At 46.2% G+C, this 14,947-nt stretch carries 17 protein-coding genes; 2 read left to right on the top strand and 15 right to left on the bottom strand.

Going from position 1 to position 14,947, the window contains the following annotated elements:
* Positions 1 to 188: 188 nt before the first annotated feature.
* The 11 genes from C558_RS0125910 to C558_RS0125960 all read right to left on the bottom strand — a co-directional run bounded on the left by C558_RS0125910 (position 189) and on the right by C558_RS0125960 (position 9,105).
* A complete protein-coding gene (locus C558_RS0125910) occupies positions 189 to 929 on the bottom strand; it encodes a YheC/YheD family protein (protein ID WP_018759213.1) in 741 nt (246 codons plus the stop codon).
* Between the two features lie 99 nt (positions 930 to 1,028).
* Positions 1,029 to 1,757, bottom strand: a complete 729-nt coding sequence (locus tag C558_RS0125915; RefSeq protein WP_018759214.1) for a YheC/YheD family protein — start codon at positions 1,755 to 1,757, stop codon at positions 1,029 to 1,031.
* Between the two features lie 625 nt (positions 1,758 to 2,382).
* A complete protein-coding gene (locus C558_RS0125920) occupies positions 2,383 to 3,075 on the bottom strand; it encodes a HoxN/HupN/NixA family nickel/cobalt transporter (RefSeq protein WP_018759215.1) in 693 nt (230 codons plus the stop codon).
* A 55-nt stretch (positions 3,076 to 3,130) separates the two neighbouring features.
* Entirely contained in the window at positions 3,131 to 3,955 is an 825-nt protein-coding gene (locus C558_RS0125925) for an urease accessory protein UreD (RefSeq protein WP_018759216.1), read from the bottom strand.
* Positions 3,956 to 4,567 carry an urease accessory protein UreG gene (ureG, locus tag C558_RS0125930; RefSeq protein WP_018759217.1) on the bottom strand — a complete coding sequence of 204 codons (612 nt, stop codon included), beginning with the start codon at positions 4,565 to 4,567 and terminating at the stop codon, positions 3,956 to 3,958.
* Positions 4,568 to 4,602: 35 nt separating this feature from the next.
* On the bottom strand, positions 4,603 to 5,289 hold the full coding sequence (locus C558_RS0125935) for an urease accessory protein UreF (RefSeq protein ID WP_018759218.1): 687 nt from the start codon (positions 5,287 to 5,289) through the stop codon (positions 4,603 to 4,605).
* A complete protein-coding gene (gene ureE, locus C558_RS0125940) occupies positions 5,282 to 5,737 on the bottom strand; it encodes an urease accessory protein UreE (protein ID WP_018759219.1) in 456 nt (151 codons plus the stop codon). Before ureE ends, C558_RS0125935 begins: the two co-directional genes overlap by 8 nt.
* 16 nt (positions 5,738 to 5,753) lie before the next feature.
* Positions 5,754 to 7,466, bottom strand: a complete 1,713-nt coding sequence (gene ureC, locus C558_RS0125945) for an urease subunit alpha (RefSeq protein ID WP_018759220.1) — start codon at positions 7,464 to 7,466, stop codon at positions 5,754 to 5,756.
* Positions 7,463 to 7,786 carry an urease subunit beta gene (locus tag C558_RS0125950; protein ID WP_018759221.1) on the bottom strand — a complete coding sequence of 108 codons (324 nt, stop codon included), beginning with the start codon at positions 7,784 to 7,786 and terminating at the stop codon, positions 7,463 to 7,465. Before C558_RS0125950 ends, ureC begins: the two co-directional genes overlap by 4 nt.
* Before the next feature lie 32 nt (positions 7,787 to 7,818).
* Entirely contained in the window at positions 7,819 to 8,121 is a 303-nt protein-coding gene (locus tag C558_RS0125955) for an urease subunit gamma (protein WP_018759222.1), read from the bottom strand.
* A gap of 48 nt (positions 8,122 to 8,169) precedes the next feature.
* The gene (locus tag C558_RS0125960; RefSeq protein ID WP_083927277.1) at positions 8,170 to 9,105 is read right to left on the bottom strand and encodes an urea transporter; all 936 of its coding nucleotides are present in this window, start codon (positions 9,103 to 9,105) and stop codon (positions 8,170 to 8,172) included.
* 112 nt (positions 9,106 to 9,217) lie between these two features.
* Here C558_RS0125960 and C558_RS0125965 point away from each other — a divergent pair, with 112 nt between their 5' ends.
* Together C558_RS0125965 and C558_RS34010 are read left to right on the top strand one after the other, a co-directional pair.
* The gene (locus C558_RS0125965) at positions 9,218 to 9,424 is read left to right on the top strand and encodes a hypothetical protein (RefSeq protein WP_156826268.1); all 207 of its coding nucleotides are present in this window, start codon (positions 9,218 to 9,220) and stop codon (positions 9,422 to 9,424) included.
* Positions 9,421 to 9,597 (top strand): hypothetical protein, encoded by a 177-nt coding sequence (locus C558_RS34010; protein ID WP_156826269.1) that lies wholly within the window; start codon positions 9,421 to 9,423, stop codon positions 9,595 to 9,597. The genes C558_RS0125965 and C558_RS34010 overlap by 4 nt, the downstream gene beginning before the upstream one ends.
* A 91-nt stretch (positions 9,598 to 9,688) precedes the next feature.
* Here C558_RS34010 and C558_RS0125975 read toward each other — a convergent pair whose 3' ends face one another.
* The 4 genes from C558_RS0125975 to C558_RS33415 all read right to left on the bottom strand — a co-directional run.
* On the bottom strand, positions 9,689 to 10,186 hold the full coding sequence (locus C558_RS0125975) for a DinB family protein (protein ID WP_018759224.1): 498 nt from the start codon (positions 10,184 to 10,186) through the stop codon (positions 9,689 to 9,691).
* A 132-nt stretch (positions 10,187 to 10,318) separates the two neighbouring features.
* Entirely contained in the window at positions 10,319 to 11,077 is a 759-nt protein-coding gene (locus C558_RS0125980; RefSeq protein ID WP_018759225.1) for a cyclase family protein, read from the bottom strand.
* A 150-nt stretch (positions 11,078 to 11,227) separates the two neighbouring features.
* Positions 11,228 to 14,215, bottom strand: a complete 2,988-nt coding sequence (locus C558_RS33410; protein WP_156826270.1) for a family 20 glycosylhydrolase — start codon at positions 14,213 to 14,215, stop codon at positions 11,228 to 11,230.
* A gap of 482 nt (positions 14,216 to 14,697) precedes the next feature.
* Positions 14,698 to 14,947, bottom strand: a 250-nt coding sequence (locus tag C558_RS33415; protein ID WP_018759227.1) for an IS3 family transposase, incomplete at its 5' end; no start/stop codon positions are given.

A 14,947-nucleotide genomic window follows, 5' to 3' on the forward strand; every position in this document is an offset into this window, starting at 1 on the left:
CTTATTCGGAATTTTGATACTTAAGACTCCCTCTCAATTGTCACATGGACAAACTGAATGGGGTCTTTGTTCTTTTAATCAGCCAAACACACCACCAGGAAGACGCTTGTGGTTATTTTCATTTGAATACAAAAATAGTTGAATATAGACTGGGTTAAATCATTGTTCAAAAGGTGGTCGCGTATATCCTAACTTCTTTTATACGAAAGGATTCGGCGATACATCTTCCTAGCCTTCAGCTTAAGAAAATGGGACATTGCCGGATAAAGGTTGGCTTCAATAATGAAAACACGCCCATGCCGATCTGTTGCTACGTCCAGGCCATAAATACGGTGTCCAGGGAACAATACTTTTAATTTTTTCGCGGAGAGAAGTGAAACCTTATCTATTCGGGATTTTAATGCGGTAACAGACAAGTGACTAATGGATGAACGCTTGATCCCCTTTCTAAACCTAAGCAGTTTTCCATTACTCCGTGTATTATTGGAAACAATATAATTTTTGCCCGCAACCTTGATCACCCTTCCCGTGACTACCCATCTGGATGAATATTTTTTCCGTTGAACGATAACTCTCATATCAAAGGGGCGATTTTTTATGGTCGGCCGAGTTATTCTCTCTTGTACCATATAAGCGGCAGCCCCGATTTTCATTTTGATAAAATGATAGGTATCCTCTCTTCCCCATTTCATCGTTTCCTTATTCTCGTAATGTATGGCGTAGTTGTCATTCCCCAAATCGGAGACCTGAATGACACCCCGTCCACGGCTCCCCCAAACCGGCTTAACCATGACGTGCCCATATTTGTCCACAAGGCTCCACAAGGATTCACGACTCATCTTCCTGGTTTCCGGCAGGTATGGTGCTAGGGAGGCACTCCTTTTCATAAACAAATATTTCTTATATTTATTTTTTGCTAATGTTCCCACTGTACTCCACCTTTCTCGAATTTGATCTCAGCCATTACGAACGAAACGCCGGGCATTCCCTGCTGAACTCATCGCATCCAACAACCGCTTAATTGGAGCTCAGATCCCGATGGATCGTTTGTTTTCCATAATGGTTCTTATCATTGTGTGATCGGAGAGTTGAGTAAACAACATATGGCCCGGATGTGAATTAGCTTCAATGATCCATATGCGGCCTTTCTTGTCTATGGCAAGATCAACCCCTAATTCATGAATCGAATGCCTTTTATTAACCGTTTTGGCGATGACAATGGATAGTTCTTCTATTTTGCGATAACAGGCGTCCACTTTGGATTGGTTATTCTGAAAAAGACTTATGAGTACCTTCTGCAAAGGTTTTGCATGGCCCCCTTTATGATAATTGGTCACAAATTTATGAGGAGCGGCAACACGGGCGGCCATACCCGAAATCTCCCATTTGTGCTTTGGCTTCTGCAGGTATACTCGGATATCAAAAATTACTCCATGATACTTCTCTAATCGTAGGCCTTTCTGTACCAAATACCGATGCTTTGATTTCCGGTACGAGCGAATCGCTTTTAAGACAGAGGAAGGTCCCGCAATCTTCAGACTTGATCCGCAACGAACCTCATATCCCTTTCTCAATTTCTTGACACGAATGATTCCGTTACCACCGCTCCCGTGATTGGGTTTTATAAAGACAGATGAATAGGTTTGGAGCATTCGTAAGGTCCTTGAACCCGTCATCCAGTGAGTTTCAGGCAAATGAGGACGCAATATAGGGTTCCGTATCATTTCCTTATGCTTTTTCATTTTTCCAATGGTCATTGACATCCTCTTCTCTTGTTAGGTTCCAGATATAAAGAGCATATTCATAAATATCTCTGCTGCTATAGACAAACATCTATACTTCCAACAATTGACCATCCACGCTGGGGCGTAGCCCTCTCATTCCTTCGTTGTGTCTCACGAGGAGAGGATGGCCCACCTAGCACCAACGCGTACTACACGTTTTCTCTCAACATGTCGTTGACATCATTAATAACCATAGCGTGATCATAACCGTATTGGTTTTTCAGTACAGAAGCTTACAAATAACCTTACCGGTAATAAGGAAGACTCAATAACCGGCAAAGAAGCAAATAAGAAATACGATTAAAAAGTTGAATGAAAAAAAACAAGCCGGACTTCCTTAACGTACGGAATTTCCGGCTTGTATGAATAAATTTTCGCTTAATTAAATGATCTCGTACATTGATTGAACCGCTCTTATACATGAGCGGTTCTTATATTAGTTCAAAATCGTATTCCTTTGTGTACGTTCTCCGTTTTTCTCCCATGAAAAAATCCCCCTTAAGTCAACACCATACAACCTTACTTTGTATGTGTCTACTTAAAGGAGATAATATCACTTTTGGGACAGCCTCTTAAATTGCAAATATCTTCACATAAATCACCCAAATAACCCTTGTGTGATCCCCAGACTATATATGTAATAGAACCCAAATAATGTACTCACAACACCCGTGACTTGCGTCAATGTCAGGTTCACATGCCTATTGCTTGCACTCAGGACAAACGGAATACCCAGAATGGTTGTAAACAACAACATACCCGCAATCGTGCCTAAGCCAAATATCAGAATATATAAAGCTCCATCCCAAACCGATTGTACCGTCGACATCGTAAGTAAAACCATGGCGCCGCTGCCGGCAATCCCATGGACGAGACCAATGACCATCGACTTGATGTAAGAAATCCCTTTGTGTGATGCAGTCGGCTGGGAAACATAGTGGGTATGTTCTTCATGATGATGTTGATGCTGATGCAAATACGCTTTCTTACTCCTACCCACCGAGATTAAACTGCTAATCCCGAGATATACGAGCATGATGCCCACCAAAAATTCTAACGATCCGGATACCTTCTCAGAGATATTATTCTTCGTCAAAATCAGAATAAGACCTACTACAAATAACGTAGTCGTGTGTCCAATACCCCAAAACACCCCAGCAAGCGATGTTCGCCAGAGCTTCTTGCTATGACTTGCAATCGTAGAAACAGCAATAACATGGTCAGGTTCGATCGCATGCTTTATCCCCAGAAGAAAGCCTACACCCAGAACCGATAATAACCCTAGACCCACGAAAGCACCCCCCTTTTCAAAGTTCTATCTTTATCCTTATGAAGGGGGGCTTCTATTAATACTTCCGAAATGAAATGGGTTTCTTCCCGAACCACTGCTCCCGCACACACCGCTGACACGCTTCAAAAATCGCTTCGATCTTCTGAGTCGAAGAGGCAAGTACGCGCAAGGAGAACCCAGGGAGAATCAACGCAGACAAGCCTATTTTACAAGAACCTGCACAAGCGCTAAGAGTATCACTCATTTGTTCAACGAAGTCAGAGGTTGCCTTCTCCCCTATTACCGTCATCGTTCCGAAATGGGTGTGCCCTTCAAGGATTCCCAACCCCTCTACTTCATGCACTTCTGGACGAAGCTGAAGATGATCGAGCACCACGAGTTCGCCCTCGTAATACACGATCGTCTTTAACTGAAGCCTGTTGTACCGGAACAAGCTTCCATCCGGAGACCATCCAGGCGTGATGATATCGCCGTAAATCAGCGACGCTCCCTGTTCCATTCGTATCACGGTGTTCTGTAGATATTGCGCATGCTGGTACGCGATGATGGGGTCGGGCATGTACTCCAGATAACTGTCTTTCTCCATAACAATCGATGTGTCTTGGGTTACCGGGGATGTTAACGTTTTAAAGATTTTGGTGGAGGACTGGGTGGTGAGCAGCATCTGCGCTCGTTCACCTACATGAATTTCGGCTTTGTACCGATCCCCGCCGACATAGCCGCCACCCGGATTCATCAAGTAGAAACAAGGTTGACTGGGATCATCGAGATAGATGGGAGGTGTAACTTTGAAGGCTCCCCGGTTATAGACCTCAGCAGGAATCGTTCTCTCTTCCTTGTGCCGAACTGCAAGCCGAAGAAATCCAGTCCAATTCTCCATCTATTGTAATCCCGACAGCAGCGCATTTTCTCGAATCCAATGGACGACATCTGACAGACCGACATCTTCTTTTAGATTTGTAAACACAAACGGTTTGTTGCCACGGAACGTTTTTGTATCTGACTCCATTACATCAAGACTGGCCCCCACATAGGGAGCAAGATCAATTTTATTAATGATGAACAAATCGGATTTAATCATCCCTTGGCCGCCTTTACGCGGGATTTTCTCGCCCTGTGCCACGTCGATGATATAGATGGAGAAATCAACAAGCTCTGGACTGAAGGTAGCGGCCAGATTATCTCCTCCGCTCTCCACAAAGATGATTTCCACATCGGGATGCCGGTTCGTTAATTCCGCAATCGCAGCAAAATTCATGGAAGCATCTTCTCGGATCGCCGTATGTGGGCATCCTCCAGTCTCCACGCCAATAATACGGTCTGAGGGAAGAATTCCATGATGGATGAGAAAATTGGCATCTTCCTTGGTATAAATGTCATTCGTAATGACCGCCATGCTATGATCCTCATGCATATGACGGGTTAATTTCTCCACGAGCATGGTTTTGCCGGCCCCAACCGGGCCTCCTACGCCAATCCGAATAGGTTGCATTGTTATCCCTTCCTTACCGTTGTATCGTTCTTGTTCTAGGACATAAACAGCCGTATATGCAGCCGCTCATGCTTCATTTGTGATATTTCGATGCCGGGCGATGTGATGCCGAAGTCATCTTCGTCTAAACCTTCGATCTTTTCTACCGCCTGCAACAAATGCGATTGAAGCTCTTGAAATAAACGCTGCCCATCTGTCTGGCCGAGCGGTATTCCTCGTACGCCATTCTGTATCAAGCTTGCCGTACAAGAATAGAGATAAGACAGAATCGCGGTGGATTTCGGAACCGCCAGATGATGGGCAATGATGGCAAACACAATCGCCGGATGACCAGAGGATTGCTTCGCCTGCACACGTTCTTGGTAACCTACAAGTGCCGGGATAAAGTATAGTTCCATTCCCAATTGCATCATTCGTTGGCCCATTCTTGTACTACCTTCCCGCGTCTCGCGTGCCATGCTCTGCACCGTGATCATGCGATCCAAGTTCCAAAGCGTCTCCCATTGATCTTGAACGAGCGTTTCATATGACAGTCGGAGCGCCAGTCCATCATTATAGACCAGCTGCTCTCTGACATAGACTTGCAACCATTTGGCAAAGGTCTGCTTACTCACGACTTGCTCGTTCTGGATATAGGTCTCGAGCCCGAAGGAATGGCTAAAGGCCCCCGTTGGCAAATTGGAATCGCAAAGCTGCAGCAGCGATAATAAATAATTATCCATGACTGTGTCCGATATGACGGAACGGTTGACTCACTTTCATGGTCTCGCGAAGGTATGGGATATCCGCTTGCACTAACATCTCTTCAATCAAGTAATCATACTGAATAAGCATGCGATCGCTTTCGAACTGCGCTGGCAAATGTCGATTTCCCAACTTATGTGCGATATCTCCCATTTCACGCATACTGCGCGGCTGGATCACTAGAATATCCTCAGGGAGAACCTCCACCACGATCATATTATGGTCATCCATATAGAGAACGTCACCATGACTCAAATCCATCGGTTTACGCAATGAAATACCTAACTCTCGACCATGATCCGTAACGACCCGCTGAATTCGTTTCACAAGGTCATCGCTTGGCAAATATACTTTCTCCAAATGGCGGTTTCCTGTGTTTTCTGCGCTTAACTGCTCTAGCCGGGCTACAATTTCCTCAATAATCATATGTACATCCCCTTTCTCAGAATAAAAAATACCGCTGCGCCATCGGCACCACGTCGACAGGCTCGCAAGTGATCAATTCTCCATTTACCTTCACCTCGAACGTCTGAGGATCTACCTCAATTTCGGGTGTTTCTGCGTTATGTTTCATATCTTGTTTCTTCAGATTGCGAATGCCTCGAACCGGAAGAATTTGCTTCTGCAGCCCCAATTGTTTATGCACGCCCAGATCAAATGCCGCTTGGGATACAAATGTAATCGAAGTACTCTGCAGTGCTTTACCGAACGAACCGAACATGGAACGAAACAGTATAGGCTGCGGTGTCGGGATCGCTGCATTCGCATCCCCCATCAGCGAATGAGCCACCATACCGCTCTTAATAATCATTTCGGGCTTCACGCCAAAGAAAGCCGGGTGCCATGTAACGAGATCCGCCACCTTCCCCACTTCAACGGAACCCACATATTCAGAAATTCCATGTGCAATAGCAGGGTTGATCGTATATTTAGCAATGTATCGCTTGACGCGGTTATTATCGCCAACCCCTTCGTCGCCTGTCAGCTTGCCGCGCTGCTTCTTCATCTTATCTGCCGTCTGCCACGTACGGGTAATGACTTCACCAATCCGACCCATCGCTTGCGAATCCGAGCTCATGATGCTGATGACACCAAGATCATGTAGGATATCTTCTGCCGCGATCGTCTCACGACGAATCCGCGAGTCGGCAAATGCAATATCTTCAGGCACCTTAGGGCTCAGATGATGACATACCATTAACATATCTAGATGCTCATCAATCGTATTCACAGTGAATGGCTTCGTCGGATTCGTGGAAGCAGGCAAGACATTCGGGTAGCCGGCCATCTTAATAATGTCTGGCGCATGCCCTCCACCCGCTCCTTCCGTATGGTACGTGTGAATGACGCGGCCATTAATTGCTCCAATCGTATCTTCAACAAATCCGAACTCGTTCAAGGTATCCGTGTGAATCGCGACCTGTACATCATACTCATCGGCAACACGCAGCGAATGGTCAATCACTGAAGCAGTAGCCCCCCAGTCTTCGTGGATTTTCAATCCGATGGCCCCGGCACGAACCTGCTCCGCTAGCGGTTCTATTGCCGATCCATTCCCTTTGCCCAGGAAACCGAAATTAATCGGCAGCCCTTCCGCTGCTTCCAACATGCGATGTATGTTCCAGGCGCCTGGCGTACATGTGGTGGCTTTCGATCCTTCCGCCGGACCTGTACCTCCTCCGATCATCGTCGTGAGACCGGCAGAGATGGCTGTATCCACTTGATAGGGATTAATCACATGAACATGACTGTCAATGCCTCCCGCAGTCACAATAAGCCCTTCAGCAGAGATCACTTCGGTTCCCGCACCGATAATCAGGTCGACACCATCCATCAGAAGTGGATTACCACTCTTCCCGATACCGGAAATTTTACCGTCAACAATGCCAATATCCGCTTTATAGATACCGGTATAATCTACAATAACCGCATTCGTAATCACGACGTCCAGCGCTCCATCTGCACGGGTTGCCAGTGGATGCTGCCCCATGCCGTCACGAATCGATTTTCCGCCGCCGAACTTGCATTCATCGCCATATCGCGTATAGTCCTTCTCAATTTGAATGAATAATTCGCTATCTGCCAGCCGAATGGCATCGCCTGTTGTCGGTCCGAATAAATCCGCATATTGTTGTCTTGTTAAGCGCAAGCTCATCTCGATCCCTCCTTATCCAAAGGTCCTTCGGTCTTATTATTCAGTCCGTATACCTTACGCTCACCTGAGAAAGCCACTAACTCTACTTCCTTGCCATCTCCAGGTTCAAAGCGAACTGCCGCCCCGGACGGGATGTTCAGATGCAATCCAAAAGCTTGATTTCGATCAAATTGCAAAGCACGGTTCACTTCATAAAAATGATAGTGTGATCCGACCTGAATCGGTCGATCCCCTGTATTTAATACATGGATCACATGCGTTTCCTTGCCTTCGTTACACACAATATCGCCCTCGCCAAGAATATACTCCCCTGGTCTCATCGCTTGTCTCCTTTCTGGTCTAAGTTAAATACCTAACTAACAGGGTCGTGAACGGTGACTAGCTTCGTACCGTCAGGAAATGTTGCCTCGACCTGAATATCGTTAATCATGTCGGGAACCCCCTCCATCACATCATCACTGGACAGTATTTCTCGGCCTTGTTTCATTAAATCTGCCACAGTCTTCCCGTCACGTGCACCTTCCAGAATTTCATATGTAATCAAGGCCACGGCTTCTGGATAATTCAGCTTCAGTCCGCGGTCCTTCCGTCGTCTCGCAAGATCGGCGGCCACGACAATCATTAACTTCTCCTGTTCTCTAGCAGAGAGTTTCATTCCGTCTGTTTCTCCTTTACATCGTTCTTTAAGTTGTTATTTTTGCCTTTATAGCTTGGGAAGAATCTTTCTTGCCGCGATAAACACCCATGTCACGAGAACGAATGGCATCGTTAGGACAGGGACCCCATACGGGGAGAGCCAAGTCCCCAATCCTGCTGTGATCGGCACCGTGACCATGGCGGCGATGATCGCCATCAACCATGCGATATTCTTCTTGGAATGGAATACTATCGCGATTGCAAGTGTCGTCAGGACAGCATTAAACCCATAGAGACCAGGATTCAACATCTTCACTTCTGCACCTAAGCCATAAGCCGTGATCCATGCAACAATCGTTCCCAAAACCGCGCATAGCCCCATTTTCCAACTTGCCCAGAATACGGCGATGAGAATAAGGATGCCCGACCACGGACGATCTTGAAAATACACTTGTCCAATGCCATTCATCATCCCGCTGATCCAATCGATTGTACCTTCTGTACTAAATTTCCAGTGGGTTAGATCCTGCGGCACTAGCTCTGGACTTAAGGTCACTCCCCCTAACAGGAATGTTGAGAGCAAAAAGAACCACGTTAAGAGGATATAAGGAAGCGTGAGCACGGGGAGCTCGGAATTTCTCATAACATGCATAACAGCAGCCGTAACCAGCGCAGTAATAGCTGCTCCGGCCAGAGCAATAGCCCATTTGGTTGTCCCAGTGAGAAACAACGATAGGGCTAACCCCGTTAATGCCGAGTTATATCCGAACAAGCCTTGATCGGCCGCAGTTCTGTCTTTCCCGCCTGCAAGACCAATCCACGTTCCAATCATGGTTGAGAGTAAGGTGGTGATCCCTAACCAAATATTGTTGATCGCGATCGCCACAAGAATGATGAGTCCTGATATTGCATTTTCGATCAAGATGACTTGAGAGACCCCTTTTAGCGAAGCAGCTAGGAATGAACGAACTGTCGCTTCGGTTTTGCGTCTACTGGCGTGAATACAGACCCCTCATTTCAATCGCACAGATTTGAAAATATTGTACCCATTGTTATTGTTTTCCATGCACTGTCTAAGCAACATCTCAGATAAAACCGGAATGTGGAAAATTTTCGTGCCAGCCATTATCGCAGCTGTTTTGTTTATGAAAGCCGCAGTCGCTTGGGCGGAGAAGAGCGTGAACAAAAAATATAAAGTGTTGATAGCCTCCACCTTGATTTCTGCCTTAAGTATTCTTTTTTATTTTAACAAGGCATCTTTCCTCTCTCTTCTTGCCGGTACGACTTTATTTATGTGTGCTTACAGGTGGCGGCGAATGTGAACAACATCGTGAAGGACAGCTACCGGGGTACTGCGAACGGGATTTTCATTTCCTTTCAATTCATCGGTAACTTCATTGGTGCGGTGATAACCGGATTTATGTGGGGAATTTCTGAGAATCTCACTTGGATGATGATGATCGTCATTGGAATAATGGGTATTGGCTTGATTTAAGCCACTTCTCGAATAAAAACAGTCGCAGAGTACCGGCGGTTATGCCGGTGTCCTGCGACTGTTTGGTGTGTATCGTATCGAGAAACTTAGTTCATTGGGCTTGCTCGTCGGCCGAGGGACCGTACATGCTCGGCACCGGAATATCGAGAAGCCGCAAGTATACCCCGAGCTGCGCCCGGTGGTGGACCATGTGGCTTAATCCGAAGGTGCGGAGCGCGATCGCCCGCGGCTGGCGGAGAATGATATGGTCGCCATGGCGCAGCGTCCATTCCTCGCCGAGCGTTTTCTCGTCGCATTCGGCGAGTAACTTTTCAAACTTGCCGACGTTCGCGTCGAACTCCTCTAGAACGTCAGCGCGTTTTTCCAAAGCCTCCCGCCGCTGCGGTACGGTCGAAAGATCGAACTCCGAGTACTGAAAAATCGCGATTTGCCAGTTCAGCAGGTTGATCAGGTGCGTGACCAGCCCGCCGAGACTCATCGATTTCTCGTGCGGCTTCCACGACATATGCTCCTCAGGCAAGCGTTCCAGAATGCGGCGCGTAGTGGCCAGTTCATGCATTGCGTCGCCGACGATCAGTTGTTTGACCATAAATTCATCTCCTCTCATATGGTTTAGCATACTATAAATTCCAGTCTATTGGATAGCTCTCTTAACCGATCTTGATTACCGATGGTTAAGTTAGATGCTACTACCCGATGATACGCCTATATTTTTGCCGTCTTATTCCTCCACAATTGCGACCGGACGGGCCCAGCCAGCACTCGCCATTTCTACTTTGATCGGGAAGCAGCAGACTTTGAAGCCATGCGGCTTCGGAATTTTCTCCAAATTGGCCAGCTTTTCGATCTGGCAATATTCCCGGTCCTTGCCGACATAATGCGCTGCCCACAGAACGCCATCTCTCGGCTGCTTTTTATACGCTTCGGCCTGTAGGTTGAGCGGAATATCCCAGCCCCAGCCGTCAGTACCAACTACCTTGACGCCTTGGTCCAGAAGCCACAGCGTAGCATCGGCTGATACCCCGGCATGAAGGAACGCATAATGTTCGTGGTACAGCCGTTTGTCCGCATCGCTCCGGATGAGAACGATATCGAGCGGTTTCAGCGTATACTCGATCCGTTTCAGCTCGGCGATCAGGTCAATCGTCGTAATCTCGTACCCCGGCGGCTTCGCGCTGAAATCGAGCAACACGCCATCGGAATAAAACCATTCGAGCGGCAGTTCGTCAATCGTTCTTGCCTGTTTGCCTTCCGAAGTAGGCCAGTAATGCCACGGTGCGTCGATATGAGTACCTGCATGCGTATTCAGCGTCACCGTTTCCGTCGCCCATGCCTTACCTTCCGGAAAATCCTCCTGCTTGAGGCCAAGTGCCGTCGCCGCTTGCAGCGCCCCGTCTTCATGGGTCGCATACTCGATCTTTGCCGGCAGCGGCTCGCGGATGCGCGGACTAATCGGCACGCTCAAGTCAATAAGCTTCATCATGTATTCCCCTTCCCTTGTCTCCCGCTTCCTAGCGAGCAATAGTAACGGGGAGAACATTGGCTCTCCCCGTTTCATTACCGATCAATCCAACATATCGTAACAATCATTATGCAATCTGACCTTCGGTTCAACACTGTGTAGTGTGTATTATTGCAGGATCGCTTTAGCTACGATGGTAAGGTCTATTAATTCCACTTTACCGTCGTGATTCACATCCGCTTTCTCATTCCACCTTGCTTGACCTTGCTCCGTACCATAGGCACTTGCAATGATAGCCAAGTCTCCGATCGAAACCTTCCCATCTCCATTTACATCTGCGGATATTTTCTTGCTTTCAAACACACGAACGGCCTCATCCAATGCGGATTTTGCACTATCTACCTGCTGCTGAGTAGCATTCGGATCGTTCGCTATCGCTTGGGCCGCATCAAGGGAAGTACGCAATTGCGCTTTGGAGCCAATCGCATACAGTTTGTCCTCATTTCCTTCCACTGCAGCATTATACTTGGCAAGCGTGCTTGCGATCAGAGCATTCAGCGATGATTTATCTACTGCTGGGATACTTAATTGGATCTGGCGCGAGGCACCGTTTATCTGTAGTTCATCTCCCTGTCCGTTAGCAATCACAACATTGCCTACAGACACTGACGTATTCGTAGCCTGGGTTACCGGCTTAACCTTAAATTTGAATTTTACCAAATCGCCTTTAGGAAGCACGCCTTGATTTACTCCTACACTGGCAGCGACAATTCGAACTTTACCAGACACGGCCTCCTTTTGATCGATGATTTGAAATCCGTCTCTAACCGATTGGGCAGATTCGAAAATCAAATTTACCGGATCATAATTAAGCGTCAAATCTTGGCCATACACTTGCTGGAATACACTCGAGGTAACGTCGCTTAATCCCATGGTCAGATCGAAGGATTGGCCGGAATTCGCCGTCTGAGGACCCGTTAATACGGCATTCGGATCTCTAGTCGCTTTGGCCAAGTCAACAATCTCGCTTGCGCTGAGCGCCCTGTTGAATATGTTCAACTCATCAAGGCTGCCTTTGAAATAAGAAGTTCTAGAACCTCCAGATACTTCTGCACCTACTAACGCCATTGGACCATTCACTTTAGCGTTGATTGTTTCTTTTAGCACACCATTTACATAAAGAGCAGTTGCGGTGCTGGTACCTACAAAAGTCAGATGAGTCCATTGGTTGGAAGGGATACTATAGTTGTAAATATGATCTTTAGAACCGTAGACGGTAATCCCAACTTTACCTGTTTTATTATATTGGTTGATTTTTATGGCTGAAGTCGCGCCGCTTAGAAGTGCCTCATTTCCCGTCGTATTCGGCTGACCGTAGACCCACACGCTTGCCGTCCAGTTTCCTGTTATATCTTCGCCGCCTAAATTGATGTAACCAGAGCTTCCATCGAAGCTGATTCCATTTCCGAACTTACCCGTTGTCCACGTCGCGCCGCCTACTAACGTTCCATTTTTATAGCCGGATGTATCGACCAAGGTGGTTCCTTTTCCTTCATCCATCTTCCATTCGGAATGAATAGGGACGAACGGAGGCTCCCATACAATCGGGTCGGCGAAATATTTGATGCCTTTATTTTGCAATCTTGAAGTGTGATCGATCAGTCTTCCTTTAAAATCATCCCAATTTCGATTGCTCTGCGCAGTCCAGCCGACTTCAGCATTCGCGATTAATCGTGGATAGAGCATGTAATCCAAATGATCTGATGTCTCAAGCGTTTCTGACCATAGAGTACTTTCAACGCCATAAATATTGGCTCCCGATATACAATCCGTTGGGTTCCAAGCATAAGCTTTGTTGGTACTGACTAATCCTCTCCAAGATAAGCCAATTGGCGTATTACTGTAGTACTTCATGTCGAGATAAGCATTTGCCGGAGATACGATGACCTTCATCCCTTTTGCTTTCGCTGAAGTTCCAGCTGAAGCGGTGCAATGCCAGTCCTGTAGAATAGAATCACTAGTTGCTCCGCTTGAAGTATCAGAAGGGTCCCATCCAACCGCTTTCTTGCCATAATTTTTAGCAATCGTCGTCACTCTGCCAACAAAATAATCGTAATCAGACGCTGAAGTTGCGTCAGATTCGTCTCCCCCAATATGAATATAAGGTGAAGTTGATATCGCAGCAAGCTCGCGAATGACATCATCAACAAACTGATAGGTTACCTCAGAGCGAGCCATGAGCGTGCTATACCCTACAGCAATATCGGTACGCATCGACTTTTTTTGCCCATCCGGATTTAATTCTCCATAGGAAGCTAGCGCCGCATTCGTATGACCAGGCATATCGATTTCTGGAATGACTTCAATATAGCGTTCAGCAGCATAATTGACGATTTCTTTGAACTGCTCCTGCGTATAATATCCGCCAGGACCACCGCCAACCTGCCCTTTGCTTCCAATCTCTATAAGAGCAGGTCTAGATTTAATTTCAATTCGCCAACCTTGATCATCAGACAAATGCATATGCAACTTGTTGATCTTATACTGCGATGCCAGATCGATCTGACGTTTCACTTGATCCACGGTAAAAAAGTGTCTTGCCACATCCATCATGAGTCCACGATATTCGTATGCAGGCTTGTCACTGATATTGGAACTCGGGATCACCCATTGTACACCAGGAACAACGGTGCTCTTTTCAATATCTGCCGGTAATAGTTGTAATAAGGTTTGAATCCCTCTAAAGACACCTTCCGGTTTATTAGCAGTTAGGGTAACTTGATCGGAAGTTGTGAGTAACTTATACCCCTCACTTCCTTGGTCAGCATCTCCACCTATTGTCGTTAGAACAATACTACCGGCAACAGGATTGTTTGATTTTATGACGCTGATCTGGTATCCGGTTGATTTATTCAGCTTATTCGCGAGCATTTGTCCATTTTTATATAATTCATCTGTTTCCGTTACATTGTTACCTGCTACATAGATGGAAGTGGATTGAGTTAGAAGAAATTGGCCCGTCCCAATCGTGTAACTTACAGGCTTTGGTAATATCGAAGGCTGACTAGTTGCTGCGTTAGCCGGATCTGGAAATAAGCTCATCAGTTGCAATGATATAAGTAAGGTTAAGGCTGTAGAAACTGCTTTTTTAAACATTAATTTTTTCAACCTTATTTCACCCCTTCTATGTTTTGGACGAGTAATTCGGAAGTACAGGCAACCATTTAATTTAAATAAAGCGTTTACTACATTCTCAATTCAGAATTAATATTTTGCATTACTTATATGACGGCTATGCCACTCACACATCTCTCCTTCCCGAGAAATTCTTACAGCTAGAGAACGTTTGAACACGCAAAAAGGCACAAGCCTAAAGAAGCATCTCTTTAAGCTCATGCCTAGCAACGCTAGTAACACGCCTGATTTTAATGGTTACTCGATATGTTTTAACGTTCCCTTCCCCTAAAATAAGGGATAGGCGAATCTTAAGCAATAGTATCGACAAAGGTTCCTACAATATTTCATTCTTTGCAGATTCATTTAATCATTCTTGCTGGTGATGCTCAAGTTCGCCATAAACATAAAAAACCGCGATTTTGGTCTTACCCCCGTCAAGTAGACAGTGAAAAAAAGTCAGATTATGCAACGGCCGTTTCCCGGTACTCAACCGGGGGACGGTTATTTAGTTTTTTCTGAAATCTGTTGTGGTTGTAAAACTCTATGTATTCTTCAATCGCTGTGTAAAGCGAGTCAGCTGTTTTGGGGCGAGTAAGATAGATCTTTTCTGTCTTCAGATGTGAAAAGAAAGACTCTATACATGCGTTATCATGACAGTTTCCACGTCTAGAATGGCTTGCTATCATCCCATACTCCTCTAATCGCTTGTTA

The organism is Paenibacillus terrigena DSM 21567 (assembly GCF_000374845.1).
Lineage (GTDB): Bacteria > Bacillota > Bacilli > Paenibacillales > Paenibacillaceae > Paenibacillus_K > Paenibacillus_K terrigena.

Coding starts and splice junctions, on each gene's coding strand:
- C558_RS0125915 (WP_018759214.1), bottom strand. CDS start 1,757: ATGACCATTGGAAAAATGAAAAAGCATAAGGAAATGATACGGAACCCT.
- C558_RS0125925 (WP_018759216.1), bottom strand. CDS start 3,955: ATGGAGAATTGGACTGGATTTCTTCGGCTTGCAGTTCGGCACAAGGAA.
- ureG (WP_018759217.1), bottom strand. CDS start 4,567: ATGCAACCTATTCGGATTGGCGTAGGAGGCCCGGTTGGGGCCGGCAAA.
- C558_RS0125935 (WP_018759218.1), bottom strand. CDS start 5,289: ATGGATAATTATTTATTATCGCTGCTGCAGCTTTGCGATTCCAATTTG.
- ureE (WP_018759219.1), bottom strand. CDS start 5,737: ATGATTATTGAGGAAATTGTAGCCCGGCTAGAGCAGTTAAGCGCAGAA.
- ureC (WP_018759220.1), bottom strand. CDS start 7,466: ATGAGCTTGCGCTTAACAAGACAACAATATGCGGATTTATTCGGACCG.
- C558_RS0125950 (WP_018759221.1), bottom strand. CDS start 7,786: ATGAGACCAGGGGAGTATATTCTTGGCGAGGGCGATATTGTGTGTAAC.
- C558_RS0125955 (WP_018759222.1), bottom strand. CDS start 8,121: ATGAAACTCTCTGCTAGAGAACAGGAGAAGTTAATGATTGTCGTGGCC.
- C558_RS0125975 (WP_018759224.1), bottom strand. CDS start 10,186: ATGGTCAAACAACTGATCGTCGGCGACGCAATGCATGAACTGGCCACT.
- C558_RS0125980 (WP_018759225.1), bottom strand. CDS start 11,077: ATGAAGCTTATTGACTTGAGCGTGCCGATTAGTCCGCGCATCCGCGAG.
- C558_RS33410 (WP_156826270.1), bottom strand. CDS start 14,215: ATGTTTAAAAAAGCAGTTTCTACAGCCTTAACCTTACTTATATCATTG.